The organism is Chloracidobacterium sp. (genome assembly GCA_015075585.1).
Lineage (GTDB): Bacteria > Acidobacteriota > Blastocatellia > Pyrinomonadales > Pyrinomonadaceae > OLB17.
This window is the reverse complement of record JABTUB010000001.1, coordinates 1,821,685-1,846,389: the sequence shown is the minus strand read 5'-3', so window position 1 is coordinate 1,846,389 and position 24,705 is coordinate 1,821,685. Positions and strand designations below refer to the sequence as shown.

The 24,705-nt window shown below is 54.2% G+C and carries 22 protein-coding genes; 11 read left to right on the top strand and 11 right to left on the bottom strand.

Features of this window, described 5'->3' with window-relative positions; translation table 11 throughout:
• Window positions 1-47 precede the first annotated feature (47 nt).
• Window positions 48-1,391 carry a TonB family protein gene (locus HS105_08520; GenBank protein MBE7516633.1) on the top strand — a complete coding sequence of 448 codons (1,344 nt, stop codon included), beginning with the start codon at window positions 48-50 and terminating at the stop codon, window positions 1,389-1,391.
• A gap of 52 nt (window positions 1,392-1,443) precedes the next feature.
• On the opposite strand, the gene HS105_08515 is transcribed toward HS105_08520, so the two are convergent.
• From HS105_08515 to glgP, 4 genes are read right to left on the bottom strand one after another with little or no spacing between them, the layout of a single operon-like run.
• Window positions 1,444-1,716: a hypothetical protein gene (locus tag HS105_08515; protein ID MBE7516632.1), complete on the bottom strand. Its 273-nt coding sequence runs from the start codon at window positions 1,714-1,716 to the stop codon at window positions 1,444-1,446.
• 23 nt (window positions 1,717-1,739) lie between these two features.
• Window positions 1,740-2,027, bottom strand: a complete 288-nt coding sequence (locus tag HS105_08510; GenBank protein MBE7516631.1) for a DUF971 domain-containing protein — start codon at window positions 2,025-2,027, stop codon at window positions 1,740-1,742.
• An 11-nt stretch (window positions 2,028-2,038) separates the two neighbouring features.
• A complete protein-coding gene (locus HS105_08505; protein ID MBE7516630.1) occupies window positions 2,039-2,761 on the bottom strand; it encodes a hypothetical protein in 723 nt (240 codons plus the stop codon).
• A gap of 7 nt (window positions 2,762-2,768) precedes the next feature.
• The gene (gene glgP, locus HS105_08500) at window positions 2,769-4,925 is read right to left on the bottom strand and encodes an alpha-glucan family phosphorylase (GenBank protein MBE7516629.1); all 2,157 of its coding nucleotides are present in this window, start codon (window positions 4,923-4,925) and stop codon (window positions 2,769-2,771) included.
• Window positions 4,926-5,132: 207 nt separating this feature from the next.
• Between glgP and mtnA the strand changes: the two genes are divergently transcribed.
• The gene (gene mtnA, locus HS105_08495; GenBank protein MBE7516628.1) at window positions 5,133-6,197 is read left to right on the top strand and encodes an S-methyl-5-thioribose-1-phosphate isomerase; all 1,065 of its coding nucleotides are present in this window, start codon (window positions 5,133-5,135) and stop codon (window positions 6,195-6,197) included.
• Window positions 6,198-6,401: 204 nt separating this feature from the next.
• On the opposite strand, the gene HS105_08490 is transcribed toward mtnA, so the two are convergent.
• On the bottom strand, window positions 6,402-7,259 hold the full coding sequence (locus tag HS105_08490; protein MBE7516627.1) for a hypothetical protein: 858 nt from the start codon (window positions 7,257-7,259) through the stop codon (window positions 6,402-6,404).
• A gap of 165 nt (window positions 7,260-7,424) precedes the next feature.
• Between HS105_08490 and HS105_08485 the strand changes: the two genes are divergently transcribed.
• Window positions 7,425-9,134 carry an electron transfer flavoprotein-ubiquinone oxidoreductase gene (locus HS105_08485; GenBank protein ID MBE7516626.1) on the top strand — a complete coding sequence of 570 codons (1,710 nt, stop codon included), beginning with the start codon at window positions 7,425-7,427 and terminating at the stop codon, window positions 9,132-9,134.
• A 56-nt stretch (window positions 9,135-9,190) separates the two neighbouring features.
• On the opposite strand, the gene rpoZ is transcribed toward HS105_08485, so the two are convergent.
• Genes rpoZ through HS105_08465 form a run of 4 tightly spaced genes read right to left on the bottom strand, consistent with a single transcriptional unit; the run spans window position 9,191 to window position 12,743 of the window.
• Window positions 9,191-9,430: a DNA-directed RNA polymerase subunit omega gene (gene rpoZ, locus HS105_08480; protein ID MBE7516625.1), complete on the bottom strand. Its 240-nt coding sequence runs from the start codon at window positions 9,428-9,430 to the stop codon at window positions 9,191-9,193.
• Between the two features lie 9 nt (window positions 9,431-9,439).
• Complete coding sequence (gmk, locus tag HS105_08475; protein ID MBE7516624.1) at window positions 9,440-10,081, bottom strand: guanylate kinase; 642 nt, start codon at window positions 10,079-10,081, stop codon at window positions 9,440-9,442.
• Window positions 10,081-10,959, bottom strand: a complete 879-nt coding sequence (locus HS105_08470) for a YicC family protein (GenBank protein MBE7516623.1) — start codon at window positions 10,957-10,959, stop codon at window positions 10,081-10,083. Before HS105_08470 ends, gmk begins: the two co-directional genes overlap by 1 nt.
• Entirely contained in the window at window positions 10,956-12,743 is a 1,788-nt protein-coding gene (locus HS105_08465; protein MBE7516622.1) for an ATP-binding cassette domain-containing protein, read from the bottom strand. The genes HS105_08470 and HS105_08465 overlap by 4 nt, the downstream gene beginning before the upstream one ends.
• A 120-nt stretch (window positions 12,744-12,863) precedes the next feature.
• On the opposite strand from HS105_08465, the gene HS105_08460 reads away from it, so the two are divergent.
• Window positions 12,864-14,417 (top strand): OmpA family protein, encoded by a 1,554-nt coding sequence (locus tag HS105_08460; GenBank protein MBE7516621.1) that lies wholly within the window; start codon window positions 12,864-12,866, stop codon window positions 14,415-14,417.
• On the opposite strand, the gene HS105_08455 is transcribed toward HS105_08460, so the two are convergent.
• Window positions 14,414-15,337, bottom strand: a complete 924-nt coding sequence (locus HS105_08455) for an ATP-binding cassette domain-containing protein (protein MBE7516620.1) — start codon at window positions 15,335-15,337, stop codon at window positions 14,414-14,416. The two genes, HS105_08460 and HS105_08455, sit on opposite strands and share 4 nt — an antisense overlap.
• A 53-nt stretch (window positions 15,338-15,390) precedes the next feature.
• Here HS105_08455 and HS105_08450 point away from each other — a divergent pair, with 53 nt between their 5' ends.
• The 4 genes from HS105_08450 to HS105_08435 all read left to right on the top strand — a co-directional run bounded on the left by HS105_08450 (window position 15,391) and on the right by HS105_08435 (window position 19,818).
• Window positions 15,391-15,705: a hypothetical protein gene (locus tag HS105_08450; protein MBE7516619.1), complete on the top strand. Its 315-nt coding sequence runs from the start codon at window positions 15,391-15,393 to the stop codon at window positions 15,703-15,705.
• Entirely contained in the window at window positions 15,702-16,406 is a 705-nt protein-coding gene (locus HS105_08445; protein ID MBE7516618.1) for a hypothetical protein, read from the top strand. The genes HS105_08450 and HS105_08445 overlap by 4 nt, the downstream gene beginning before the upstream one ends.
• 94 nt (window positions 16,407-16,500) lie before the next feature.
• Entirely contained in the window at window positions 16,501-18,741 is a 2,241-nt protein-coding gene (locus HS105_08440; protein ID MBE7516617.1) for a VWA domain-containing protein, read from the top strand.
• A 105-nt stretch (window positions 18,742-18,846) separates the two neighbouring features.
• A complete protein-coding gene (locus HS105_08435; GenBank protein ID MBE7516616.1) occupies window positions 18,847-19,818 on the top strand; it encodes a hypothetical protein in 972 nt (323 codons plus the stop codon).
• A 14-nt stretch (window positions 19,819-19,832) separates the two neighbouring features.
• On the opposite strand, the gene HS105_08430 is transcribed toward HS105_08435, so the two are convergent.
• Entirely contained in the window at window positions 19,833-21,527 is a 1,695-nt protein-coding gene (locus tag HS105_08430; GenBank protein ID MBE7516615.1) for a S41 family peptidase, read from the bottom strand.
• Window positions 21,528-21,679: 152 nt separating this feature from the next.
• Here HS105_08430 and HS105_08425 point away from each other — a divergent pair, with 152 nt between their 5' ends.
• The 3 genes from HS105_08425 (at window position 21,680) to HS105_08415 (ending at window position 24,705) form a co-directional block, all read left to right on the top strand.
• Window positions 21,680-22,504, top strand: coding sequence for a GAF domain-containing protein (locus HS105_08425; GenBank protein MBE7516614.1), 825 nt, complete (start codon window positions 21,680-21,682; stop codon window positions 22,502-22,504).
• Window positions 22,494-23,291 carry a S8 family serine peptidase gene (locus HS105_08420; protein MBE7516613.1) on the top strand — a complete coding sequence of 266 codons (798 nt, stop codon included), beginning with the start codon at window positions 22,494-22,496 and terminating at the stop codon, window positions 23,289-23,291. The genes HS105_08425 and HS105_08420 overlap by 11 nt, the downstream gene beginning before the upstream one ends.
• 142 nt (window positions 23,292-23,433) lie before the next feature.
• Window positions 23,434-24,705 (top strand): insulinase family protein, encoded by a 1,272-nt coding sequence (locus HS105_08415; GenBank protein ID MBE7516612.1) that lies wholly within the window; start codon window positions 23,434-23,436, stop codon window positions 24,703-24,705.

Below are 24,705 nucleotides of genomic sequence, written 5' to 3'. Positions count from 1 at the left end.
TCTTCGGCGTACCGCTCGGACGCCGAGATAAGAATGAGGTTGAAGAAATGGGAAAGGTCGTAAAGTTTTGCACCTCGTGCGATGAAAGTTTTGCGGAGAAGTTCAGCTTTTGTCCGACATGCGGTACATCGCTTCAGGCTTTTGAGCTTAATCCGGTCGCTGCGGCCGAACGGGAAGCTGAACCGCTTTTGGAGGCTGCGCCGCCGGCAGAGCACGATGTGCCCGTTTTGAAGGAAACTATTTCGGAACCGACAGAGGACCCCGAAGCAGTGCTTGAACTCGAAGCGGCACATCCGGCGGAGCCTTCGGCCGAGGAGACCATCGAAGCTTTAGCTGCGGAGCCGACAAGAGAGGTTGTCGCCGAACCGGTCGCCGAATCTGAGCGATCCGTGCCGCCGGCACCGGTGTTCATCCGGCAGTCAGCGGTTGATGCGGATGCCGTTCGCCCTGCGGCCAACTCAGTTGCGGTGCCGCTCGCGGATGACGGATTTCACGTTACGGTGATCGAAGAGAAGAATAACGGCGTCCGCAACTCGCTTCTTCTCGGAGCTTTCGTGTTCATGGTCAGCGTAATGGTGCTCGGCCTTGTTATCAACATTTTTAGTATGGATGTGAGTGTCGGAGCGATCGACGACGGCATTTACACAGCTATGCTCCTTGATGATCCGACCACAATATTGGAAGAAAAGGAGCAGCCGAAGGATGGTAACAAAGGCGGCGGCGGAGGAGGCGGCGGTAAGAATGAGCCCGACCCCGCATCGCAAGGTGCACGTCCGCCAATGCTTCGCGAACCGCAGTTCGTTCCGTCCGCGCATATGGAGCGTTTGACGAATCCCGACATCCCGATCCAGATGGCGATAAAGGGTCCGGTGAATGAGACCTCAAAAGACCCTGATCAACGCTACGGTGTCGATACGACCAAATACGGCACGATCTCCGACGGTCCGGGTTCCGGCGGCGGCATCGGAACGGGTCGCGGTACTGGCGTGGGTTCGGGAAGCGGTTCGGGAGCAGGCAGCGGTTCGGGCAGCGGTTTAGGTAATGGGCGCGGCGACGGCATAGGCGACGGTGACGGGCCCGGAACCGGAAGCTCCGGACCTCCGCCCGCGGCCAGGACCGGCGTAACACAAGCATTGCGGATCATCTCGAAGCCGAAAGCGACATATACTGATGCAGCACGGCAGAATCAGATCCAAGGGAACGTTACCTTGAAGATCACGTTCAATGCGAATGGTTCTATCGGTTCGATAACACCGGTCAGCGGCCTCGGCTACGGTTTGACCGAGCAGGCGATCGCGGCCGCAAGGCGTATCGTATTCGAGCCGGCAAAGATAAACGGAGTTCCGCAAACGGTCTCAAAGACGTTCCAATATTCTTTCACGATCTATTGATCGGTCAAACAGAAAAACTGATGAGCGGGCGGGCGTAATGCCGGCCCGTTTTTTATATGAATACCACCGATTGGGATGACGGGATCTCGAAGCGCTTTCGGCAGCGTATGTTTTGGCAGGCGAGCATGTCGTCGATGCGAACCAAGTAATCGCGAGACTTCTCGAACTGTGAGCGGTCGCGATCATTCATTTTTGCGGCGACGTTCTTCTTTTTTGTACGCTTGAGCCAGCGCACATCGTAATCATACCGCTCACGGCAAAATGGACACGCGTACGATGCCCGTTTGGTTTCCTGTTTCTCGTTGAAAATATCGCACTCACGCATCTGTATGAGTTTATCACAATGAATTATGACAGCGATAAGAGATATTGAAAGCTGAAGATCCCTCCTTCGTGACCGTCCGAGAAGACAAAGTTCAGCGCATAACGGCCGACCAACGCGGTGGATCTGATCGTCAGGCCGTCGTCCACATTGTCATCATCAAGCAACTTCTTGCCGGTCCATTCATCACGGCAAAGGGCGCATGGGCAAGCGCGGCGAAGCTGTGCCGCATTGTATCGTGTTTCTTTCCCGTCAGACCATGCGATGGTCAATTCGGAATCAGATTCTTCGATGATCTGCGTAGGCTGTATCATTACCACCAAGTTTACGCGGCAACGGGCGGAACGTCGAGTTCGCCTGCCCCATCGAGGCGAGGAAATATCCTTCTGTAAATGACAAGCAGCAGAGCGGTCAAGATCGGGATGGTGAAGTAAACACCGACACAAAAAGCCATCATTCCGGCAAGCGAAATACCGATCTGCAACGCCATAAAGCCGCCGACACCGCGCAGATTCTTTATCACCGCACGAAAGCTGAGTTTTATCGCATCCCAATTTGAAAGGCCGCGGTCGATGACCAGCGGAAAGGCAAAGATCAGGACCGAGTGGATGCAGACCATTATTATCGCCACCACTAGCTCGACCGCGACGCCAAGAGCGAACGCTGCCAGAAGCTCTCCTCCGGAGACCCGTTGGCCTCGAACGGCTGAAATTATCAGCGGCAGATATACGGTGATCGTCATCGCAGCAACATAAGCGATGATCGGCACGACGAACAGTATGACAATCAAGATCGTTTGCTTAAAGTACTTGAAGCCTGCGAACAGGTCGTCGAAAACGACGCGTCCGCCATCGACCTTGCGCAGATAAGCCAAAAAGATGCCGCACACCATCGGCCCGAGGAGAATATACATGGAGATGCCGGCGATCGTCGCGCCGACGATCGAGAGGGCGAACAGTATCCAATACTCATCCTTGATCAGTGCCCAGCCTTCTTTCAAGCATTCGACGGGGCGGATCTGTCCGACCGTAAATTCAGTTCGCTCCATAAGTTATTCACTCGCCGTAAATATCATGAAGATATTGGCTCACCATTCGGTCGCTTGAGAATTGCGGCGTAAGCGTAGCGATTGCGTTCCGCATACGCTCGATCCAGCGGCGGTGCATACCTTTTTCATCTGTTGCGTAGTACTCGGGAATGATCACGTTCTCAAGCGTCGAGTACAAAGCCTCGGCATCTTCTGAGTCCATTTGATTCTCGGCATCGACCTCCGTATCGCCGATCTCAAAACCGTTCTCGCCGTTGTAGCCCTCGATCCACCAGCCGTCGAGGATCGAGAAGTTGAGGACGCCGTTCATTGCTGCCTTCATACCGCTCGTGCCGCTTGCCTCCATCGGACGCCTCGGCACGTTCATCCAAACATCGACGCCGTGGACCATATATCGTGCGATCTCTTGATCGTAATCTTCGAGGAAGACGGCCCGCCGCTGCCAGTTCGAGTCGTGGTCGATCGACATAAGCTTTTGGAGCATCGTCTTGGCTGTCGAATCCTGCGGATGCGCTTTGCCGGCAAAGACGAACTGCACGGGCCGCTCGACCGCATCAACTAGCCGGAGCAGCCGCGGCAGGTCGGTCAGGATAAGATCCCATCGTTTGTATGCAGCGATGCGGCGGGCGAAACCGATGGTAAGGATGTCTTGTGTGAACAGCCCTTGAATATTCTCGTGTTCGTGGATCGTTTCGATGCCGCCGGCGTCCTTCACGGCTGTTCGTTCGCGAATAAATGCTATTAGCAGGCCCTTCAATTTTTGATGCGTCTCCCAAAGGTCGCGATCTGAGATCCCTGCGACAGCGGCGGCCCATTCATCTTTTTGACGGATCAAATGATGCCAATCAGCACCGATCTCACGCTCGAAAAGCGAGCCGAACGCCGGTGCGATCCAGCTTGGCGGATGAACGCCGTTGGTAACCGACGTGATCGGTACGGCGGACGGATCGCTGAGGTCAGGGAACATCTTGAGCCACAGTTCACGTGAAACCTCACCGTGTTTTTCGCTCACACCGTTCGACGAGCGGCACATACGGATGGCGAGCGGCGTCATGCCGAAGAACTCTTTATCATCCGAAAGGTTGGCGCGGCCAAGCGCGATGAATTCGTTATCGGTAAGCTTTAGCGAACGAAGGAAATCTTTGCTGAAACAATCGAGCAAAAGCTTCGGGTCGAATGCGTCATTTCCGGCCGCGACCGGTGTATGTGTTGTGAATACACATTTTTGGCGAACTGCGGCAACTGCATCGGCAAAATTCGCGCTTGCATTATTTGCAAGATACTCGCTCGCAAGTTCAAGCGTACAGAATGCGGCGTGGCCTTCGTTCAAATGCAGAACATCCGGGTTGATGCCGAGCTTTCGCAAGAGACGAACTCCGCCGATGCCGAGCACCTTTTCCTGCACGATGCGCGTTTCGGCGTCGCCGCCGTACAGATGTCCCGTAATAAGGCGGTCAACCTCGGCATTTTGATAGATATTGGTGTCGAGAAGATAAAGTGAGATGCGGCCGACATTTGCTTTCCAGACGCGTGCGGTAACTTCTCGGCCGCGAATGTGTACGCAGACCGTAAGAAGCTCGCCGCCCGCATCTTTTACAGGCGTCAAGGCGAGCTGCGAATCGAAAACGTCCTGATAGCGCTCTTCCTGCCAGCCTTCGTGAGTTACGCTTTGCCGAAAATAGCCGTAACGATAGAGAAGGCCGATCGCAACGAGCGGAACGTCGAGGTCGCTCGCGGACTTGAGGTGATCGCCCGCGAGTATGCCGAGTCCGCCGGAGTAATTCGGCAGCGAATTGTGAATACCGTATTCCGCACAGAAGTAAGCGATACGCGGCGGATGATCCGCAACGTCGAGATACGCGGACATCTTTGCTGCAAACTGTTCCAGACGTTCCAGATACGGCGAATCTGCTGCGCGATGCCAGAGGCGGAAGTTCTTAACCTTTTGCAGGAAAAGCCGAGGGTTTTGTTCGCATTTTTCCCAGAGAGCCGCGTCGATGTCACGGAAAAGATCGGCTCCGTCGGCTTGCCAAGACCAATAAAAATTGCGCGAAATGCGTTCAAGAGCCTGCAGATCGGGCGGCAGATTGCGGGTCAATTCAAAATCAGCTCGGATATTAGGTGCGGGTCGCGGCTTAGTTGCGATGTCGTTCGATTCCTCCATGGTTTTGCGGGGAGCACCAACCGAATATAAACGATGAAACGGCTGACGGCAATTTCCGCTGCGATGTAGTTGAGCGGCGGCAATGTGTTCGTTCGACACCGGATGCCGCATTGAGATCGCTGCGGGCGGCGCCTACCGATTTCTGCCCGCGGCATTCATTCGCTATAATCTTTGCTTTCGCAAAGCTTTGCGCGATGCGTGTTCATTATGAAATTGGAGATCATTCCCGTGAAGTGGTCGGACGAAGGCGTGCTGATGCTCGATCAGCGGCTGCTGCCGACCGAAGAGAAATGGCTGACGCTCAAGAGTTACGGTGAAGTTGCGGCCGGCATCAAGGATATGGTCGTGCGCGGAGCTCCTGCGATCGGCGTCTCGGCTGCTTACGGCATCGCGCTTGCGGCAAAGCAGTTTGTCGGCACGACAGCGGATGACCTCGCGGATGATCTCGAATACGCATCGGAGGTTATAGGTGCGACGCGGCCGACCGCAGTTAACCTTTTTTGGGCGCTCGAACGTATGAAACGTGCGTTCGAGAAGGCACGCGGCGAAGGCCGTTCGGTGAGCGAGATCAAGACACTGCTAATTGACGAAGCAGAGGCCATCCACGACGAAGACATCGAAGCACAGCGGCTTATTGCGCAGTACGGCGGCGAATTGCTGCACGACAACGACACGGTTCTGACGCACTGTAATGCCGGAGCTTTGGCGACCGGCGGTGTTTGGGGCACGGCGCTCGGAGTGATACGCGGCGCGGTCGATCAGGGCAAGCACATAGCCGTTATCGCCGACGAGACGCGGCCGTACCTGCAGGGCGCGCGGCTTACGGCCTGGGAATTGATGGAAGACGGCATCCCCGTAACGCTTATAACAGACAATATGAGCGGCCACATAATGAAGCAGGGGAATGTGCAGGCGGTGGTCGTCGGGAGCGACCGCATCGCGGCGAACGGCGATGTCGCCAACAAGATCGGCACCTACATGGTCGCGGTGCTCGCAAAGCGCCACAACATTCCGTTCTATGTCGCGGCTCCTTTGTCCACGGTCGATCTAAATTGTCCTACGGGCGACGACATTCCCATCGAAGAACGCGACCGCACCGAAGTCACGCACGTCAAAGACATCCAGCTCGCGCCCGACAACGTCGGCATCACGAACTACGCCTTCGACGTAACGCCGAACGAACTCGTCACCGCGATCATTACCGAAAAAGGCGTCGCCCGTGCACCTTACACCGAAACCTTAAAGGCTCAGTTCAACAGTCACGCTATATGAATTGCCACGCTATTTAGAGCGTGGTCTGGATGCAAATAACTTCTCGGGGCTTTAGCCCAACAGACTGTTTGCACTATTGGGCTAAAGCCCAAAACATTTATTGCAATTTACCCACTAGCTGAAGCTAGTGGCAATTCTGTAGAAGTTTTAGAATTGCCACGAGCTTTAGCTAGTCGAGAGAGAATGGCTCAACTCACGAATTCTCTACAAACCGCTTAGATCACCTTGCTTCCATGCGGAGTTTTTGAAGTAGTAGATTCGGCGGCCGGGTTTCATTCCGTCTAGGAGGCCTTCGTCGAGCGAGATGCCGTAGCTGCCGCGGCAAAGCGGTTCGATCCAGTCGTTGCCGTTTCGCATATAGGTGCGGATCTTTTCGCTGTCCGCACCCATTTGGAACGCCATCGGCACGGCTTCGTCAACAGGGAAGTCATTGAACCATGCATCGCCGGTGCACCAAGAGGCGAGCGAGGTCATGGTCAGCGTGGGGTGAATGGCGGGTGGCGAGTGGTGAGTGTTGGTACGCTCGTTAACACTCTCATTTCCGTCCGTGTCTTCTGATCCGGCATTCTGACCGCCCGCTGACGCAGGCGGTTCTGACAAGAGCCGCCGCAGTTCGAACATCATTTTGCGATAGAAATCACGTTCCGAGACGACCGCATCGAAATCGACCTGAACGCCGCGCATGTTTGGCAGCGTTCGCGTCGCCGCGATGAGATCGGCGGTCTTGGCGGCCATCTCGTCGTCAAGTGTCGGCCGCTTTGCGGTGCTTTTGTTCGTCTCGATGCGTGTTACCGCGATGATATACGCGCCGTCCGCCGTTTCAAGCGGCTGCATTCGCGGCTTGCGGTTTATACTGCCGTTCTCGAGAAACAGCGTTTGTGCGAGGAACGCCACGCCGAATTCCTTCGCGTCAAACCCGCTCAGATCCTCGGGCCGCTCCCACGCCCAGATGATCCGCCGCGGCATCTCAGCGTCGAGCCGTGCGTTCACCGTGTTCTTTTGCACGGCGCAGGACGACAAGATCGCCGCCAAAATGAACGCCGGAATGATCCTTACGAACATGGTAAGCAGTTTAACAGCATAGCCGCGTTGTGTTTAGGCGGTTTTGCCCGCCGCCGTATCCGCGGCTTGCCGGACGATGCGTGCAAAGAGCCTTTTGCCGCATATTGATGTTTAGACACACGGCATTTAGCTGATATAATTGGCTGACTGAATGGTGATTCATTTATGAGCGAACGTGAACAAGTCCCGATGGATGTGGTCTTTGTCGGTGCCGGCCCCGCAAACCTCGCCGGTGCTTTGCATCTGAAACGCGAGGCAAAGCTGCACGATGAAATGATCGACAAAGGTTTCAAGACCGGCCGCAAGATCGGCGAACTCGAGATCGCGATCGTCGAAAAAGGGCCTTTCGTCGGTGCTCACATCCTCTCGGGTGCCGTTATGGATCCGCGTGCGATCCGTGAGCTGATGTCCGATTTTATCGCCGAAGGCTTTCCTGTCGATACGGTCGTTACCGAGGATGCCGCATGGTATTTGACCGAAAAAGGCGGCTTTAACGCACCGATCGTTCCGCCGCCGCTCAAGAATAAGGGCAAATATATCGTAAGCCTGAGCAAAGTTTGCGAGTGGCTTGCCGAGAAATGCGAGGCGGAGGGCATCAATATCTTTCCCGAATTTCCGGCAGCCGAAGTTTTGTATGACGAGAATGACGCCGTGATCGGCGTGCGTACCGGCGACAAGGGCATCGACAAAGACGGCAAGCGGAAGCCGAACTTCGAGCCGGGCGTCGATCTGCTCGCAAAGGTTACCGTTCTCGGCGAAGGTTCGCGCGGTTCGCTTGCCAAGCAGGTAATGGCAAGGTTCGGATTGTTGGAGGGCAAGGAGCCGCAGGTTTTCTCGCTTGGGGTCAAAGAGCTGTGGGAAGTGCCCGAAGGAAACTTTCCCGAAGGCAAGGTTGTCCACACGCTTGGTTTTCCCTCGGACACACGGACCTATGGCGGCGGCTGGATCTACGGATTTAAGAACAACATCGTAAGCATCGGTTACGTTACGGGCCTCGATTACGAGGACCCTATGATCGATCCGCACGCGGAGTTTCAGAAATTTAAGACGAATCCTAAGGTCGCCGCGATCCTTAAAGGCGGCAAACTCGTCAAGTATGGTGCGAAAACGCTCAATGCCGGCGGCTGTTACACGATGCCGAAGCTTTATGCGGACGGCGTCCTGCTCGTGGGCGATTCGGCTTCGTTCCTCAACGGCCAGCGTATTAAAGGCATCCATACCGCGATGAAGTCCGGCATGCTCGCAGCCGAGACCATAGTTTTTGCCCTTGCTCAGGAAGATTTTTCATCTGAAACACTGCGGCACTTTGAGGAAAAGGTCAACGTCAGTTGGATCCATGACGAGCTTTATAAGGTGCGGAATTTCCACGCCGCGTTCCAAAAAGGGCGTTGGGCCGCGCTCATCAATTCGGGCCTGCAGTACATTACCGGCGGCCTCGCATGGGGCTTTATGCCGAAAGAACATCACGTCGCGGGATACGAAAGAATGCTCAAGTTAACGGAAAACGGAAAGCGGAAAACGGAAAATGCCGGCCGTTATTCCGGCATTCCGTTTGATAAGGAACTCACGTTCGACAAGATGACCGACGTTTTTTACGGTGCGGTCGCACACGATGAGGATCAGCCTTCGCATCTTCACGTCCTCGATACCGAAATTTGCGCCACGCGTTGTGTCGAGGAATATGGCAATCCGTGCCAGCGTTTTTGCCCGGCAGGCGTTTATGAGATGGAGTATAGTGATTCGGCCGGCCGCAAGGAACTAAAGGTCAACTTTGCCAACTGCGTCCACTGCAAGACGTGCGATGTTGCCGATCCTTATCAAATAATCAATTGGGTAACGCCCGAAGGCGGCGGGCCGAACTATAAGGGAATGTAAAACAAAAAAAGGCTCGCACGACGCGGGCCTTTTTTGCGATCGCCGGTCTGAACGGCCTAGTGCTCAAGTATCTCGAAGTTGACCTTCCGCTCTTTGATCTCTTTGAGTGCGATCCGCGTCGGTTTTGTTCCCTGAACAGCAACATCAACCCTCGGTTTTGCACCGCGTTGAAGCTGCTTGCTGCGTTGTGCGGCCAGGATGATCATCCGGTATTTCGAATCGATCTCGGGCGGATCGATTATTTCTTCTTCCTCAACTTCATCGATCGGATCAATGTTCTCGTTCTCGTTTGCCATAATGTTCGGCTATTCTCCTTCAAAAAGATGCCTCGAGGCATCGAAACTATCAAGGATACTCTGAATCGCATCGTTTTGTCTATTCGTCGCCTGCCTTGAGGCCAGAATAACAGAGGCAAGTTGCCGAACCGCTGTGGACAGATCCTGGTTGACGATGACGTAATCGAAGTTCTTGTATTGCAGCACCTCGTCGAATGAGTTCTGAAGCCGCATATGCAGTTCGGCTGCATCTTCCGTCGCTCTGGCGGTCAGGCGGGCCCTCAGCACCTCGAAGGATGGCGGTAGAATAAAAATGCTGACGCTTGCGTCGGGCTGCCGCTTCATTATGCTCAATGCGCCTTGGACATCGACCTCTACGATCAGGTCCTTGCCGGTATTGACCGCCTTTCGGCTTTCCGCTATCGAAGTGCCGTAAAGATGGCCGTGCACTACCGCATATTCGAGAAAGTCGTTCGCCGCAATGCGGCGACGGAACTCATCTTCAGAGATGAAATAGTACTCGCGGCCTTCCTCTTCACCCGCACGCTTGGGCCGTGTGGTGTGCGAGCATGAATAGCCGAGATCGGGAAGCAGCTTGCGCACTTCCGTGATCAATGTACCCTTACCTCCGCCTGAGGGAGAGCTGATGATTATTAACTTTCCTGCCGCCATTATTCGATGTTCTGTACTTGTTCGCGCAACTTCTCGATCTCACTCTTTATAGCCAGCGCATTGTCTTTGACCGTCAAGTTGCCGGTCTTTGACGATATCGTGTTCGCCTCGCGGTTCAGCTCCTGCGTGAGAAAATCGAGACGCTTGCCGACGTCTTTTTCGTCAGCCATTATCATCTTGAAATGCTCGATATGAGCACTGAGTCGTGCTATCTCCTCCGAGATATCAGATCGATCGGCAAGATACGCGACTTCCTGAGCAAGCCGAGCCGGATCGACCTCGATCTTTGTGCCGGCTTTTGCAAGGATATCACCGATACGCTTTTCGAGCCGTTGACGGTATTCGTCGGTAATGTTCGCCGATTCGGCCGTTATCGCTGCAAGACGGACGGTGATCGTCTCCAATCGCGTATTTAGGTCATCAGCGAGCAGCGAACCTTCTTTTGCACGCATCGCGTCGAGGTCTTCAAGCGCGTGTTTGAGCGTCGCGGAAACAAGTTCGGCAAAAGCCGGCGAGACCTCAGCTCTCTTGACCGAGACCGCATTCGGAAGCCGGACGATGACATTCATATCAGGCTCGCCGCTAAGCCCAAAGGTGTCGCGGATCTCCTGCATGGCATTAACGTATGCCGTTATAACAGGCAGATCGATCTCATACGCCGAACTGCCGCTGCGGTCGTATTGGAAGCTGACCTCGATACGGCCGCGTGCAAGCCGATCGGTGACGCAGCGCTTCAATTCGGTTTCAAGCTGCTGAAGTTCGGAGGGCAGCTTCAGATTTATATCGAGATAGCGATTGTTTACAGTTTTTATCTCGACGGTAATGTCGCCTTCCTCGATGCTGCCTGAAGCACGGCCGAAGCCTGTCATTGATCTCATAAAATCGCATCCTCATCGAACTGCAGGCCGTAAAGCCGTGTATAAATACCGTCAAGGGCGAGCAGTTCGTCGTGTGTACCCGTCTCAACGATGTTTCCTTCCTTCATTACGACGATCTTGTCGGCTTTTCTGATGGTCGAAAGCCTGTGGGCGATCACGATCGAAGTGCGGTCTTTCATTAAGTTCGCTAATGCCTGCTGAACAAGATATTCGCTTTCGTTATCGAGTGCCGAGGTGGCCTCGTCAAGGATAAGCACCGGAGCATCGACAAGTATCGCACGCGCAATGGCGATACGCTGACGCTGGCCGCCGGAAAGGATCGTGCCGCGTTCGCCGACGATAGTTTCGTATCCGTGCGGCAGTCTGTCGATGAACTCATCGGCAAGTGCCACTGCGGCGGCTTCGGCAATGGCTTCAGGAGCAGCGTCGGGCCGGCCGTACGATATATTGTATGCGACCGTGTCGTTAAAAAGAACGGTCTCCTGACTGACAAGTGCGAGCTGCCGATGCAGGCTTTTCAGCCCTGCATCACGAAGATCGATGCCGTCCCAGCGAACATTGCCCGATGTCGGGTCATACAAACGCTGTACAAGCTTTACAAGCGTTGACTTACCGCCGCCGCTTTCCCCGACAAGCGCGACCATTGAGCCTTTTGGAATGGTCAGATCGACGTCCCGGAGGACTTGTTTATCGCTGTGCCGATAGTGAAAGCCGACCTTTTCTAGCGTGATCGCGTCCTTGAGCGGCGCGAGCTGAACGGCGTTCGGCTTTTCGATCACAGGCTCGTCGTCATCGAGTATTTGCCAAATATCCCTCGCAGACGCCAAGGCCCGCGTTATCTCGCTGTGCTGACGCGAGATCTTGCGCATCGGGTCATAACTGCGTAAGAGGAAAAAGACAAAGGCGAAGAACTGAGCGGCATCGAGGCGTCCGATATGCACCTCGCGAAGCCCGAAATAAAAGAGCAGGACGACGGCGAGTGTGCCGATGATATCGATCGTAGGCGGCGAAAAAGCAGCAAACTGCTGTGAGCGCAGATTCGCCTTCGCTATCACGCCCGCAACCTTTTCAAAGTGCTTCATTTCGCGTTCCTGCCCTTCATAGGCATTTACGACGGCGTAATTTGAAAGCGTTTCTTGCGTGCGGTCGCTCAACGCTTTACTGCCTTCGACGCTTATCTCACTTTGCTTGCGTATGCGGCGGCTGAACTCAGTCGTCAGATAGGCAATTATCGGTGCGAGCACGATCGCGCCGAGCATCAGCCGCCAACTGTAATAAAATGCGGCCGAAAAGAAAAAGATCAGCAGGATGGATTCGCGTAGAATATCGCGAAGATTGGCGGCAACTGCGAGTTCGATAGCCGCGCAGCTGACTACGATACGCGAGACGAGGAAATTCGTACGGTGGCGTTCAAAGAATGATGCCGACTGCCGCAGCAGATGCGAGTAAAGCTCCTTGCGCAGATCAAGAACTGCCGTTTGTCCGATCTTTGCCATCAAATATGATGAAAAGTATTCGGCGATCGCTTTTGCTGCCGTGAAGGACAACAGCATGATCGAGATGACGATCCATGCTTTGTACCAGTCGTCGAGCGGCACGATGCCCGAAAGATCGAAAGGCGTTTTCGACTTAACCGGGTTCGGCATGAACTGATTGAAGATCGGTACGAGCAAGGCCGTCGTGGCCGTTTCAAAGACGGCAACGCAGAACATGGCAAAGACAGCCACAACAAAGGTGACTCGGTGCGGCTTCAAATAGCCAAGCAGTCTTCGCAGATCGTTCATCGCGCGTCGTAAAGAGTTGAATATACTTTACTTGTGCTGCTTGTGTCCAAAAAGGTTATTTGCAACTTGTTAAACAGTTGTGGCATCTTTTCCTTGAGTATTATCGTACAGGAGTTATAAATGCCGATCACAATCTTTCGAGCGTTCTCATTCACTATACTTGCGGTCTTTCTGCTGTCGGCCGGCGTAGTTGCGCAAAGCGATATGGCACGCCGAACCACGGCGGTAACATATCCGTTGGACGAGACCGTGCAGCTTCAATTTCGCGGGACGACTCGGTTTCCGCGAATGAAGGGCGAGGCGCGGATCAAGCGCACAAGCCGAAACGGTACGGAAGTGGATGTTTCAGTGTCGAAGATGCCGCGTCCGTTTGAATTGGGTGCTGGATACGCTACCTATGTCCTTTGGGCGATCTCACCGGACGGCCAGGTCGATAATCTTGGCGAGATCAAACGTCGCGGTTTTTTTGAGTTCGACTCGAAGATAAGCGTTACGACGCGACTCCAAACCTTTGCGTTGATCATCACCGCGGAGCCTCATTTTCTTGTTCGCAGGCCCAGCCAGGCCATAATGCTTGAGAATCTGAATCCGTACACCCTTTCCGGCAAGCCGATCCAGACGACGACAGCGGTACAGTATTTCGGCAATTCGAGCGATTTCTTCCGCGACCCCAAAACGCCCGAGATCGCTGAATTGGATTACTCGCACACGCCGTCGGCAATATTGCAGGCAAAACAGGCTATCGCACTTGCCAGATTTGCGGGAGCAGAACGCGACGCGGCTCAGGAGCTTAATGCCGCAACGGTACTTTATGACAATGCGGAGAATGCATGGCGTGCCGGACGTAAGGAGGAGCAGGTCGATATCACGGCGCGGCAAGCGATCAGTGCGGCTGTTAAAGCCGAAGATCGGGCTATTGTCGAGCGGCAAAATCGGGAGAAGCGCAACGAAAAGACGATGGCGGACGCAGAGGTGCGGCGGGCCGAGCAGCGTTATGCCGACTCGCAGAACCGAATTTCCGATCTGGAAGATGAACTCAGCCGAGAGCGCCGAAGCCGTGAACTTGCCGAACGCGATGTTGCGAATTTTTCGAATCAGATCAAAGAACTGCGTGAAGAGAACGGCCGGCTTCGCGAGGAACTTGGCCGTGCAAAACTCGACGCAGAGAATGCAAATGCGAAAGTCCAGGCGATAGAGGCGCAAAAACAAGCAGCAGAGGAGGCTCAGGCAAAGGAGGCGAGGGCAGCGCGTATAAAGGCCGGCGAGAAGCAATTGATGACCGATCTCAGGCGTTTCGGGACGGTTTCCAAGATACAGAATTCGATAGTCCTCGTCTTGCCGGAGAGCTATTGGCAGGCGGCGCGTTCATCGACCTTTGCAATGCAGTCTGACGGTAAACTGACCTCGATCGCCGAGATCCTGGTAAATAATCCGGATTACAAGATCACCATTGAATCGCACACCGATGATGTCGGTGAGGCGGCGACGCTTGAGGCCCTCACTGATCAGCGGGCTGCCAGGATAAAAGCAAAATTTGAGTCGCTTGGTATCGGTACACAGCGGATCAGCGCAAAAGGATACGGCGGTACGATACCTGCCGTGCCGGGAGCGAAAGGCGCGGCTAAGGCGAAAAATCGGCGTGTCAATATAATTCTCGACGCCGACCTGAGTTAGCTTTTTAGAACATTAAGGCGATGCGGCGGCATCGCGATCATACATTCGTCGCCGACGTTCAGGCCAACCACGCGAAATACGCGTGCAAGCAGTTCCAAGCCGCTGCAATCGAGCGAAACGAGCGTAGTCGGTCCGTGAAATCGTATGTCGCGAACGATCCCGCGAATGACGTTATCCTCAGGAAAGGACGCTTCAAATGAGATCGAGACGTGTTCGGGGCGTATCGCAAGCGAAACGCTCTGATGTATGGCGCCGAGTTTTCCTTTTGCGGTAATGCGTGCCGTGAGGCGATGGCCGCCGTCGATGGTCTGAAACTCAGGCAGCTCTGCATTTGTCGAGGTCAAGCGGCGGGCCTCGATCAGATTACATTCACCGGTTAGTCTTGCGGCGGCAACATTTATCGGATTCTCATATACCTGTTGTGTAAAGCCAGCTTGTATCAGATAGCTTCGGTCGATGATAACTATCCGATCGCAGACCGCCGCCAAACGCTGAAAATCCGACGAGGCCATGACGATCGTCTTCCCTGAATCACGCAGTTTCTTTGCATAGAATGCCTGAATGAATGCATCGGCAGGGGCAAGCAGGTCGTCGAGCAGCAGGATAGGTGCGTCGGCTTCCAGAGCAGAATCGAGGGCTTGGCGGCGGGCCTCACAGTCGGAAAGCGATGTTTTGTCCGCACCGAATATACCGGTTTTGCGGATCGGCGTCGGAAATATAAAGTCCTCGGGCGAAAGCCCCTCGACCTTGCCTCCGTTCGAGCGATCCATGCCGGCAATAAGCCGGAGCAAGGTCGTCTTTCCGGCGCCTTCGCCGCCCAAAATGCCGATGCGCTCGCCGTCAGCCACCTCGAACGAGATATCACGGAGGACCCATTTTCCATCCGTTACTTTAGATAGTTCCTCAACCGTAAAGCCCATAAGAGTAAGCAATTACCGCAACTTTATTTCCGAAGTTTCGTGCAAAGAAAAGTATGCCGTTGTCATCGTATCATTGCAAGGGTAAACTCGAAGCGCGTGTGATGGCAAAAGGTGATTCGGTAAAACGCAAGATCGTAAGGGCCGGCGGATGGCAGGTCGCACGGCGTGCAGCACGGTCTGTACCGTTCGGCGGCACTGTCCTCGCTGTGGTACTCGTTGGCACCGATGTTCGTAAAAAAGGCCTTCTGCTCGGGCTGATCAATTCGGGGATCGATGCTATTCCGATAGTCGGATTGGCAAAGAATTCAATTGAACTGTTTCGCGGCGATCTGCTGCCGGACAAAGCGGACAGAAAGAAGAGGAAATGAGATCAAGCATTCTGTACACGTCATTATTGGCCGCACTGTTCGTTGTCCTGTCGATCGGGACAGCCTTTGCACAAACCAAGCAGCAAAAGAAGCCTATCAAGCGAACGGCTTCGAAAACGGCACCGACACGTACCCTTACGGGTGCCGAGATCATAAACCAAGGCGGCGTTCTGTATGACCCGGCAGATGTGCAGCAGCAGGCAGAAGAACCGCTGTCGGAACCTCCTTCAACAGATGACAGTGCCGCAAAGATCAAGGAGCTTAGCTCTCGCATCAAGAAACTCGAATCATCACGGCCCGATCCGTACGAAGAGCAGCAGAAGCGCCTTCTGACAAATTTGGATATTTTGACGCGTGCTGAGCAGCGTAGCGAGAGCCTCCGCCGCCAGATATTCGATCTCCTTGACCGCGAGAATAGTGTTAAGCTTCGGCTTGACCAAATATCAACTGCGATCTTGCCTGAGGCTATTGAGCGTGAGGTCGCAACTGCCGGTTCGCTGCGGCCTGAAGTGCTCCGTGAGCAGCGGCGCAAGTCCCTCGAAAGCGAGAGGCAGAACCTTCAGGCACTGCTCGCGGAGATCAGCGCGACAAAAGATAACCTGCAACAGAGCCTTCTCCGGTCAGACCAGCTTGTCGAAAAGCTTCGAAATCGCCTCGAAAAGGATATCGATACCGCGATCGCCGAACCTGACGAAAACTGAATTATTTTCTGCAAGGCAATGCAACCCGATCCGTTCTGATGGTGTCTCAAAGAGAGACCAAACCGGTAACGAGATCGTGGAGAGGATCGTCAAAATGAGAAGATATCTGTTTTTATTGCCCGCAGTTGCGAGTATTTTCGGCATATTTGGTGCAATGCGGACGCTGGCCCAGGGTGTGATCGTTCCGATCATTTGCGACGTAAGACCGTGTCGCCCTATGCCACGGCCGCCCGTGCCGCTCCCGAACGTCCTTCCCGTAAGCTCGGTTCGACTTGATACCAAGATCGTCGGGCAGGTAGCCACAACCCACGTCGAGCAGATATTCCGCAACGATACTGATATGAGGCTTGAAGGGACCTACTTTTTTCCCATACCTGAGGCAGCGTCGATCGTTGAGTTCGCTATTTGGGAGAACGGAAAGAAGCTTGTCGGCGAAGTTCGCTCACGCGAGGAGGCGCGGAGGATCTACAACGAGATAGTCCGCCGTCAACGTGATCCGGGGCTATTGGAATACGCAGGAAAGGATCTCTTCCAAGCATCGATCTTTCCGATCGAGCCGCGTTCGGATAAGAAATTAGAATTGACATACAGCGAGGTGCTTCGGGCTGACAGCGGAACGGTTGCGTATCGCTATCCGCTCGGCATGGGAAGGAATATATGGCGTCCGGCAAGCCCGGAGCCAGCGTTGAATTCGCAGTCGCCGCAGCAGGTTGGGACCTTTTCCGGCTCGATCGAGATCAATGCGAATGGACCTATCCGCAATATTTACTCGCCGACCCATCAGATCGACACGAAGCTGAAGGGCGATAAGAGTGCGAATGTTTCGTTCGAAGCAAAGAACAACACTTCCGACCTCCAGCTTTTTTACAGCCTTTCCGATAAAGACTTCGGAATGTCTTTGATAACGTATCGAGAACCGGGCAAGGACGGCTATTTTCTCCTCACATTGTCGCCTAAGGACAAGTTGACCGAGACCGAATACCTCAATAAAGACATCGTCTTCGTGATCGACACGAGCGGTTCGATGGCGGATGCGGGCAAGATGGAAAAGGCCCGAAAAGCGTTGCTGTTCGGCATCAAGACACTTCGTGACGGCGATCGCTTCAATGTCGTCAGTTTTGCGGGCGAAGAGCACTTGATGGAAGCAGGCCTCATCGCGGCAAATGACGAAGGCAAACGGCGCGGAACGTCCTTTGTCGAGCGTCTGAGGCCGTCAGGCGGCACTAATATAAATGACACACTTATTGCCTCGCTCAAGCTGTTCGAGAAGAACGACCGGCCGAAGATGCTGGTTTTTATGACCGACGGCCTGCCGAATATCAGCGAAACAAAGCCCGAGCGGATAATCGCTAATTTGCAGGCAGCGAAAGGTTCTGATATCCGCATATTTCCGTTCGGATTCGGTTACGACGTTAATACAATGCTCCTCGACCGCATCGGTTCGGAGAATTCGGGTATCTCGGATTATGTGCAGCCTACGGAAGATCTCGAGGTTAAGGTCTCGAATTTTTTCGCTCGAGTAAGTTCGCCGGTGCTGGCCGACCTGGATATTGACTTCGGCCCTGTGCTTCCGGAACTGATGTACCCGCGAAAGCCGACGGATATGTTTCGCGGCACTCAGATGACGATCATCGGACGTTACAGGAATACGAGCGATCTTCGCGGTGTCGTCCTTAAGTTGACCGGAAGGGTCGGCCGCGAAACGCGAAAGTTCGAATATCCAGGGCTCGATTTTCCGGCTCGTTCGGAGGCGAACGACTTTCTGCCGCGGCTTTGGGCGAGCAGGCGTGTCGGTTGGCTGCTCGAACAGATAAGGAACAACGGTGAGTCAAAAGAAACGCGCGATGAGGTCGTTGAACTTGCTTCGAAGTACGGACTTGTTACGCCTTACACCTCGTATCTGGCGACGGACGGCTCAATGGCGAACGTGCGGAGCTCAGCGCCGTCGGCTGCGGTCGCTATCGGCGGAGGCTCGCGAAAGGCCGCCGAGAAAAGCGGCGCAGACGCAGTAAAACTGAGCGTCCAGCAGAACACCATGCAGAACAGTGTCCAGGTATTTTCTGCCGATGGAGCCGGCGCAGATGAAAATACATTCCTGATCGGCAATACAGCGACGAACCGATTTATTGCCAACAAGAGCTTTGCGAATGAATCGGGTGTGTGGGTTGACGTTGAATTCAATGAGAATGCAAAACTACCGGTCGTTACGGTTAAATTCGGCAGCAATGAGTACTTTGATCTTGCCGCAAAGGAGACCGGGCTTGCACCGTATCTATCGCTCGGCGAGCAGGTTACGGTTGTCTATAAGGGTAAGGTTTTCCGCGTCATAAAGTAGAACGCTGCAAACTCTTAGCAAACGAACGGCATCGGAAAAGGTGATTTTTGGCAAAGGAAACCGTATCCTATTAACCAAAAGATCACCTTTTTCGACCTTTGTCTTATGCGTAATTCCATTTCAGCAGCTTTTATCGTCGGTCTTGTTTTGTTCTTCGCGAATGCGGGGCGTGCTCAGTCGGGCTGGTTTCGCCAAAGTCCCGAGACAACAAGCGATCTTGTTGCGGTCTATTTCACATCGGCTTCTCGGGGATTTATCGGCGGAGACAACGGCTATCTTGCATCGACCGATGACGGCGGCAGAACGTGGCAGAAGATAGCACTGAACACAAAGGAAGACATCAACGAAATATACTTTCGTAATGACAAGAACGGTTATCTCGTTGCGGGCCGGTTGATGTTCATCACGGAGGACGGCGGCCGCACTTGGGGCGAGACCCGTATCTATAGGACGTCGGATTTTCGCAGCGGAACGCCGGTATTCTCGAGTATCCGCTTTTCGGATAAGAAGCACGGCATCGCGATCGGCTCATTGGTGAACAAGGATGACGAGATCATCGATTCGCTGGTGATGCGCACGGAGGATGGCGGCGATACATGGCAGCGGGTTATTATCCCTACAAAAAATGAGCTGTTCCACTTGGATTTTAACGGAAATTCTCACGGCTGGATCGTTGGCGACAAAGGGCTTGTCCTCGCTTCGACCGATGCAGGCAAGACGTGGAGTACGCAGAATTCGGGTGTGCCGCGTGCGTTATTTGCAGTGAACTTCCGGGATGACAATAACGGCTTTGCGGTCGGCGGCGGCGGGACGATAATCCGTACGACTGACGGCGGCAATACATGGATAAAGGTCGAGAATGCCTTTCCTGATACGCTGAAACGCGTATCGTTCGCTGATGATAAGAACGGCTGGGCGGTGGGGCACAATGGTACGATCCTTTTGACGTCTGATAAAGGAAGAACTTGGGTGAAACAAAGTTCAGGCGTAAAAGGAGACTTTTACGGGCTTTTTATATCGAAGAAATACGGTTGTGCGGTCGGCGAAAAGGGAAATGTCGTAACATACAAGCGGTGATCTCGAAGCTGCCGTTACTTGTGCACGGCCGCGATGCGGGCCATCTCGGCCGCACGCGGCAGTAGTTCTAGGCCTTTTGCGGCAACGGGATCGCTCTCCAGAAGTATTCGATCGGCAGCAACCGTTCCTTTTCGCGAAAGTTCGAGGTTGTAGCGTATTCGATCTGCAATGAAGCCCCAATTCGCCGACAGTTCCACGTCACTCGGCATTGAAACCCTATTTTTCGTCAAATACTTCGAGAAAGCCGCGATCAGCGCCGCGCGATCCGCCGCATAAAGCTTTTGTGCGGGAGCCGCAACCGAAACGAACGGAGTTGACGACAGCAAAGGATCGTCTGCGCGGCCGTTGACCGCATCTTTTACAAAAAAGAATATCGGGTCGAGAAGCGCGGCCTGCGAATCGGTAAGATCTTTCGCATCGATTACCTCGTCGGGCAGTATTCCGTCGCCGCCGAGCACCTTTCGGTTGCCCAAGGTGCGGGCTTCTACGTGCGGCTGATCGATAGCGGCGGACTGGCCTGTGTGATTGTAATAATCATAAAGCCCTGTATGCGAATAATCGCGTTGTATCGAGCGTCCGGACGGCGTCAAATAACGCGCGGATGTGAGTGTAAGGCCTGTTCCGTAAGGCAACTCGATCACGCTTTGCACCAATCCCTTGCCGAATGTCTTTGCGCCGACGATAAAGGCCCTATCGCGGTCCTGCATCGCTCCCGCGAAGATCTCGGAAGCCGATGCAGTGTCACCATCAACAAGAAGCACGACCGGAAGGCGTTCCGGTGCCGCGTTGTTCGAGCGCCAGACGCGGTCATCGAGTTTTGTACGGCCGCGTTGGGTTACGATGACGGCGCCGGCCGGCAAAAATGTCTGCGCAACCTTTACTGATTGATCGACAATACCGCCGCCGTTGCCGCGAAGGTCAATAACCAGCGAGCGCATCCCTTGCTGCTTCAAACGTCGAAAGGCTGCGCCGAACTCATCTGCAGTTGTGTATGTGAATCCTTCCGTCAGAGCGATGTAACCAACGCCTGAGCGGAGCATATAAGCATCAGGCACGGACGGCTGCGGAACGATCGAGCGTTTTAGTGCAACTGTAACGACGCTGCCGTCAACTGCGCGTTCGACGGTGAGTTCCAGTGTCGTGCCGTCAGGGCCGCGCAGATGGTTTCGCACGTCTGTTGCAGCGCTTTCCGAAAGGTCTTCGCCGTTAACAGCGAGTATGCGGTCGCCGTAACGAAGTGAAGCACGCGCGGCCGCAGATCCTTTGAAAGCAGCTAGGATAAATGTGCTTGTGATACCGTCTTTCGTGTAGCTTGCGATCGATGCGCCGATACCGGAATAGCCGCTCATCTCTTCATCGAGCAGTTCTTTCCACTCGGCAGCGTTGTAGAAGGCGGAATGCGGATCAAGTGTGCCGAGGGCTCCTTCCAGAGCTGATTCGGTCAGTTTTTCGGCGGAAAGTCGTCTTCCGAAAACGTGATAACGACGGATAAGTTCTTCGGCATCCGAGATTTCGTTCGCGATACGCGGCGCCGCGCCTGTTTCTGCGGCCGGTGAAGCTTCGGATGACGGCGATGCAGCGAATGAAACTCCCGTTCGAAGTTGAAAAGGATCGGACGCGCTCTTAGATGAATGCTGTATCTGCGCAAGGGCCGCGGCCGCAAGCACGCAAGCTAGGATCGGAGCGACGAAAAACGATCGAAACGGCATCATCTTCACCAAAGAACAGGGCAATGGCCGCGTTGCAGCCGAATATCTCAAAACAACCGGCGTGGCGTTAGCGGCACCTTACGGCCACGCCGGTTCAATGTTCGTATGACGCGATGATACTCGCAATACGCTTGCAATTCCAGCAAAAGAATGTGGTTGATTCAAAAGTCATTTTGCTTCAGAATCAGCGTATGTCCGAAGTGAACAAAGAATTACCGGCAAGGCTGCGGCGCTTGATCGAGACGATCGACCTCGCGAACCTTTTGACGCAGCCGATCACGGCTTCGATCGATGAATTACTGACGTCGGCGGCGGCGCGACTTCATTCGGCGGACGCATCGGTGCTTGTGCGCGAAGGTGAAACGGGAGATCTGCGGTTCTTATGTGCGACGGGAAGCGTCGCAGATCAATTGATAGGGATGGACGTGCCTGCGGGTAAGGGAATAGCAGGCTTTGTGCTTATGTCAGGCCAGCCTGTTGCGGTTTCGGACGTCGGTGAAGACACGTCATTCTACGCTGAGGTCGATAAACGTACGGGTTTCTCGACGCAGACGCTCCTTGCGGTTCCGCTTCGATTCGGTGATGAGATAATTGGCGTCCTTGAATTCGTAAATCGTACGGGTGCGCCGCCGTTCGAGCCTTTTTCTGCAGAAGAGATGGATACTGCGGTGATCTATGCTGAAGCTGCCGCGGCGCTTGTCAACGCATACAACGCTGCGGTGCTTTTACGCGGATTGAGCAGCCGCATTATTGCGGATACGGATGAAACTGATCTCGCGGCGATACGAAGTTGGCTGAATGAGATACGCGGATCTGCGGCGCATCGCGAGCGTGCGGAGCTTGCACTGCTTATTCGCGAGATAGCAGATCGCGGTGAAGCCGAACGTCGCCTTTGTCGTGAGATATTAGAGGCTGTTGCGCGGCATACGGACGGTTTTGGCGGGATGAATATCGCGGATACGAGAGATGAGTTCTGAAGAGCGGCAATTTATGCAGACGATGTCGCAGCAGTTCAAGCCGCTGCACGATTGGCGGCAGGCGACGGGACGCGGCGTAACCGTTGCGGTGATAGACAGCGGCATAGATACGCGGCACCAGGAGCTTTCGGGACGCGTGATCGAGTCGGTAGAGGCACGCATTGCCGGAAATCGCGTAATATTCGAGCCATCGACGGCCGGCGACAGTGCAGGTCACGGAACCGCGTGTGCAGCGATAGCAGCGCGGATCGCACCGCATGCGAACTTCGCGTCAATAAAGGTACTCGGGGCCGGAGGTTTGGGCGACGCACAGGCATTCCTGGCGGGCCTCGAGTATGCGATAAAGAAGCGTTACAAAGTGATAAACCTCTCACTCGGGACTACGAAGCCGCAATTCTTCGCTCCGCTGCACGATATGCTCGATAGGGCATATCAGGCCGGCTGTGTCGTTGTCGCGGCAGCGAATAATCTGCCGCAGCCAAGCTTTCCGTCTGTATTTTCTTCCTCTTTGATATCAGTGATAAAGAGTGCCGAGACCGATCCTCTGAAATTCGGATTCCATTACGGCGAAGTTATCGAACTTACCGCTCCGGGCGTGAATATAAGAACGGCTTGGCTCGATAACGGCTACAAAACGCTCACCGGAAACAGCTTTGCGTGCCCGCATATTTCCGGTATCGTCGCGCGTATCGTCGAAGGATATCCCGATCTTACGCCTTTTCAGGTCAAGACCGCCTTATATGCCATCGCACGCGACAATGCGCAAAGCACTGACGCCGCCGAATAAACACATCACGCCATTGCGCGGATAATTCGTTCGAGTGCGCGGCGAGCAGAAGGCTCTTTCGATACGGTGAATTGTTTCGCGCGGCAGCAAAATGCGATAATCTGTGTGCAGATCAGCGGTTGTGAAGCCGCGCTTCAAAAATATGCCACATTCATTCTCTCTGCCGCCGTTAGAGATAAAAGAACACAAGTTGCAGAACGGATTGCGGGTGATCCTAAACCCTGATAATGCGATACCGGTCGTTTCGGTCGCGGTCTATTATAACGTGGGTTCGCGCAATGAGCGTCCTGACAGGACGGGCTTCGCACATCTGTTCGAACATATGATGTTTCAGGGAAGCGAGAACGTGCCGAAAGCCGGACATTTTCAGTATGTGATGAAAGCGGGCGGCACTATGAACGGCACGACCTCGACCGAACGCACAAATTATTACGAAACGCTCCCCGCAAGCCAGCTTCCGCTCGCACTTTGGCTCGAATCCGACAGGATGCGTTCGCTTGCGGTAACGCAGGAGAATCTTGATAACCAGCGTGAGGCCGTAAAGGAGGAGAAAAGGCTGCGTTATGACAATCAGCCTTACGGACAGATCTTCGATCTTATAAGTGAGATGATCTATCAGAACTTTGCGAACGCACATTCGACGATCGGCTCGATGGAACATCTCGACGCGGCCTCAGTAGAGGACGTGCGCGAATTCTTTCGTATCTATTACGCGCCGAATAACGCCGTTGTCGCTATATCGGGTGCGTTTGATGAGGACGAAGCCGTGAGTCTGGCAGAGAAATATTTTAGCGATATCGACGCACAGCCGCTGCCGCCGCCGCTTGATGTGAGCGAACCCGCTGAGGTCGCCAAAAATTACCGCGAATGGCAGGATGCACTCGCACCGTTTCCCGCTTTTCTCATCGGTTGGAAGATCCCGGAAAGGCGAACTCACGAATTTAACGCACTGTACCTCGCCGGAAAGATACTTTATGACGGTGAAAGTTCGCGGCTCTTTCAAAAACTCGTAAAGGGCGACGAATCAGTGATACAGCTCTTCGGTTTTACGGATGAAAGACGCGGGCCGTCGAGCATTTTCGTCGGTGCCATCCCGAAACCTGACGAAGATCTCAGCAAGATCCGCGAAGCTATAATGCACGAGATCAATGATCTCGCGATAAATGGCCCCACCAACGGAGAAATGGAAAAGATCGAGAATCAACTCGTAAATGACGCCGTGCGAATGCGCCAATCTTCGATGGCAAAGGCTCAGGCCATCGCGGAATTCGCATTGTATGACGGCAATGCGGCGTTGATAAACACCGAACTCGAAGAACTGCTGGCCATAACGGCAGAAGATATCCGAATGGCCGCCGCGCATTACTTGAATACCGAAAATCGGGCACTGCTCGATGTGGTTCCGGCATCATAA

Bases quoted from the DNA above. Each gene is read 5' to 3' on its own strand.
- HS105_08485 (MBE7516626.1), top strand. From the start codon at position 7,425: ATGAGCGAACGTGAACAAGTCCCGATGGATGTGGTCTTTGTCGGTGCC.
- HS105_08515 (MBE7516632.1), bottom strand. From the start codon at position 1,716: ATGCGTGAGTGCGATATTTTCAACGAGAAACAGGAAACCAAACGGGCA.
- HS105_08505 (MBE7516630.1), bottom strand. From the start codon at position 2,761: ATGGAGCGAACTGAATTTACGGTCGGACAGATCCGCCCCGTCGAATGC.
- HS105_08430 (MBE7516615.1), bottom strand. From the start codon at position 21,527: ATGCCGTTTCGATCGTTTTTCGTCGCTCCGATCCTAGCTTGCGTGCTT.
- HS105_08415 (MBE7516612.1), top strand. From the start codon at position 23,434: ATGCCACATTCATTCTCTCTGCCGCCGTTAGAGATAAAAGAACACAAG.
- rpoZ (MBE7516625.1), bottom strand. From the start codon at position 9,430: ATGGCAAACGAGAACGAGAACATTGATCCGATCGATGAAGTTGAGGAA.
- HS105_08465 (MBE7516622.1), bottom strand. From the start codon at position 12,743: ATGAACGATCTGCGAAGACTGCTTGGCTATTTGAAGCCGCACCGAGTC.
- HS105_08450 (MBE7516619.1), top strand. From the start codon at position 15,391: ATGCCGTTGTCATCGTATCATTGCAAGGGTAAACTCGAAGCGCGTGTG.
- HS105_08470 (MBE7516623.1), bottom strand. From the start codon at position 10,959: ATGAGATCAATGACAGGCTTCGGCCGTGCTTCAGGCAGCATCGAGGAA.
- HS105_08445 (MBE7516618.1), top strand. From the start codon at position 15,702: ATGAGATCAAGCATTCTGTACACGTCATTATTGGCCGCACTGTTCGTT.
- HS105_08435 (MBE7516616.1), top strand. From the start codon at position 18,847: ATGCGTAATTCCATTTCAGCAGCTTTTATCGTCGGTCTTGTTTTGTTC.
- HS105_08440 (MBE7516617.1), top strand. From the start codon at position 16,501: ATGAGAAGATATCTGTTTTTATTGCCCGCAGTTGCGAGTATTTTCGGC.
- gmk (MBE7516624.1), bottom strand. From the start codon at position 10,081: ATGGCGGCAGGAAAGTTAATAATCATCAGCTCTCCCTCAGGCGGAGGT.
- HS105_08490 (MBE7516627.1), bottom strand. From the start codon at position 7,259: ATGTTCGTAAGGATCATTCCGGCGTTCATTTTGGCGGCGATCTTGTCG.
- HS105_08455 (MBE7516620.1), bottom strand. From the start codon at position 15,337: ATGGGCTTTACGGTTGAGGAACTATCTAAAGTAACGGATGGAAAATGG.
- glgP (MBE7516629.1), bottom strand. From the start codon at position 4,925: ATGGAGGAATCGAACGACATCGCAACTAAGCCGCGACCCGCACCTAAT.
- HS105_08460 (MBE7516621.1), top strand. From the start codon at position 12,864: ATGCCGATCACAATCTTTCGAGCGTTCTCATTCACTATACTTGCGGTC.
- mtnA (MBE7516628.1), top strand. From the start codon at position 5,133: ATGAAATTGGAGATCATTCCCGTGAAGTGGTCGGACGAAGGCGTGCTG.
- HS105_08510 (MBE7516631.1), bottom strand. From the start codon at position 2,027: ATGATACAGCCTACGCAGATCATCGAAGAATCTGATTCCGAATTGACC.
- HS105_08520 (MBE7516633.1), top strand. From the start codon at position 48: ATGGGAAAGGTCGTAAAGTTTTGCACCTCGTGCGATGAAAGTTTTGCG.
- HS105_08420 (MBE7516613.1), top strand. From the start codon at position 22,494: ATGAGTTCTGAAGAGCGGCAATTTATGCAGACGATGTCGCAGCAGTTC.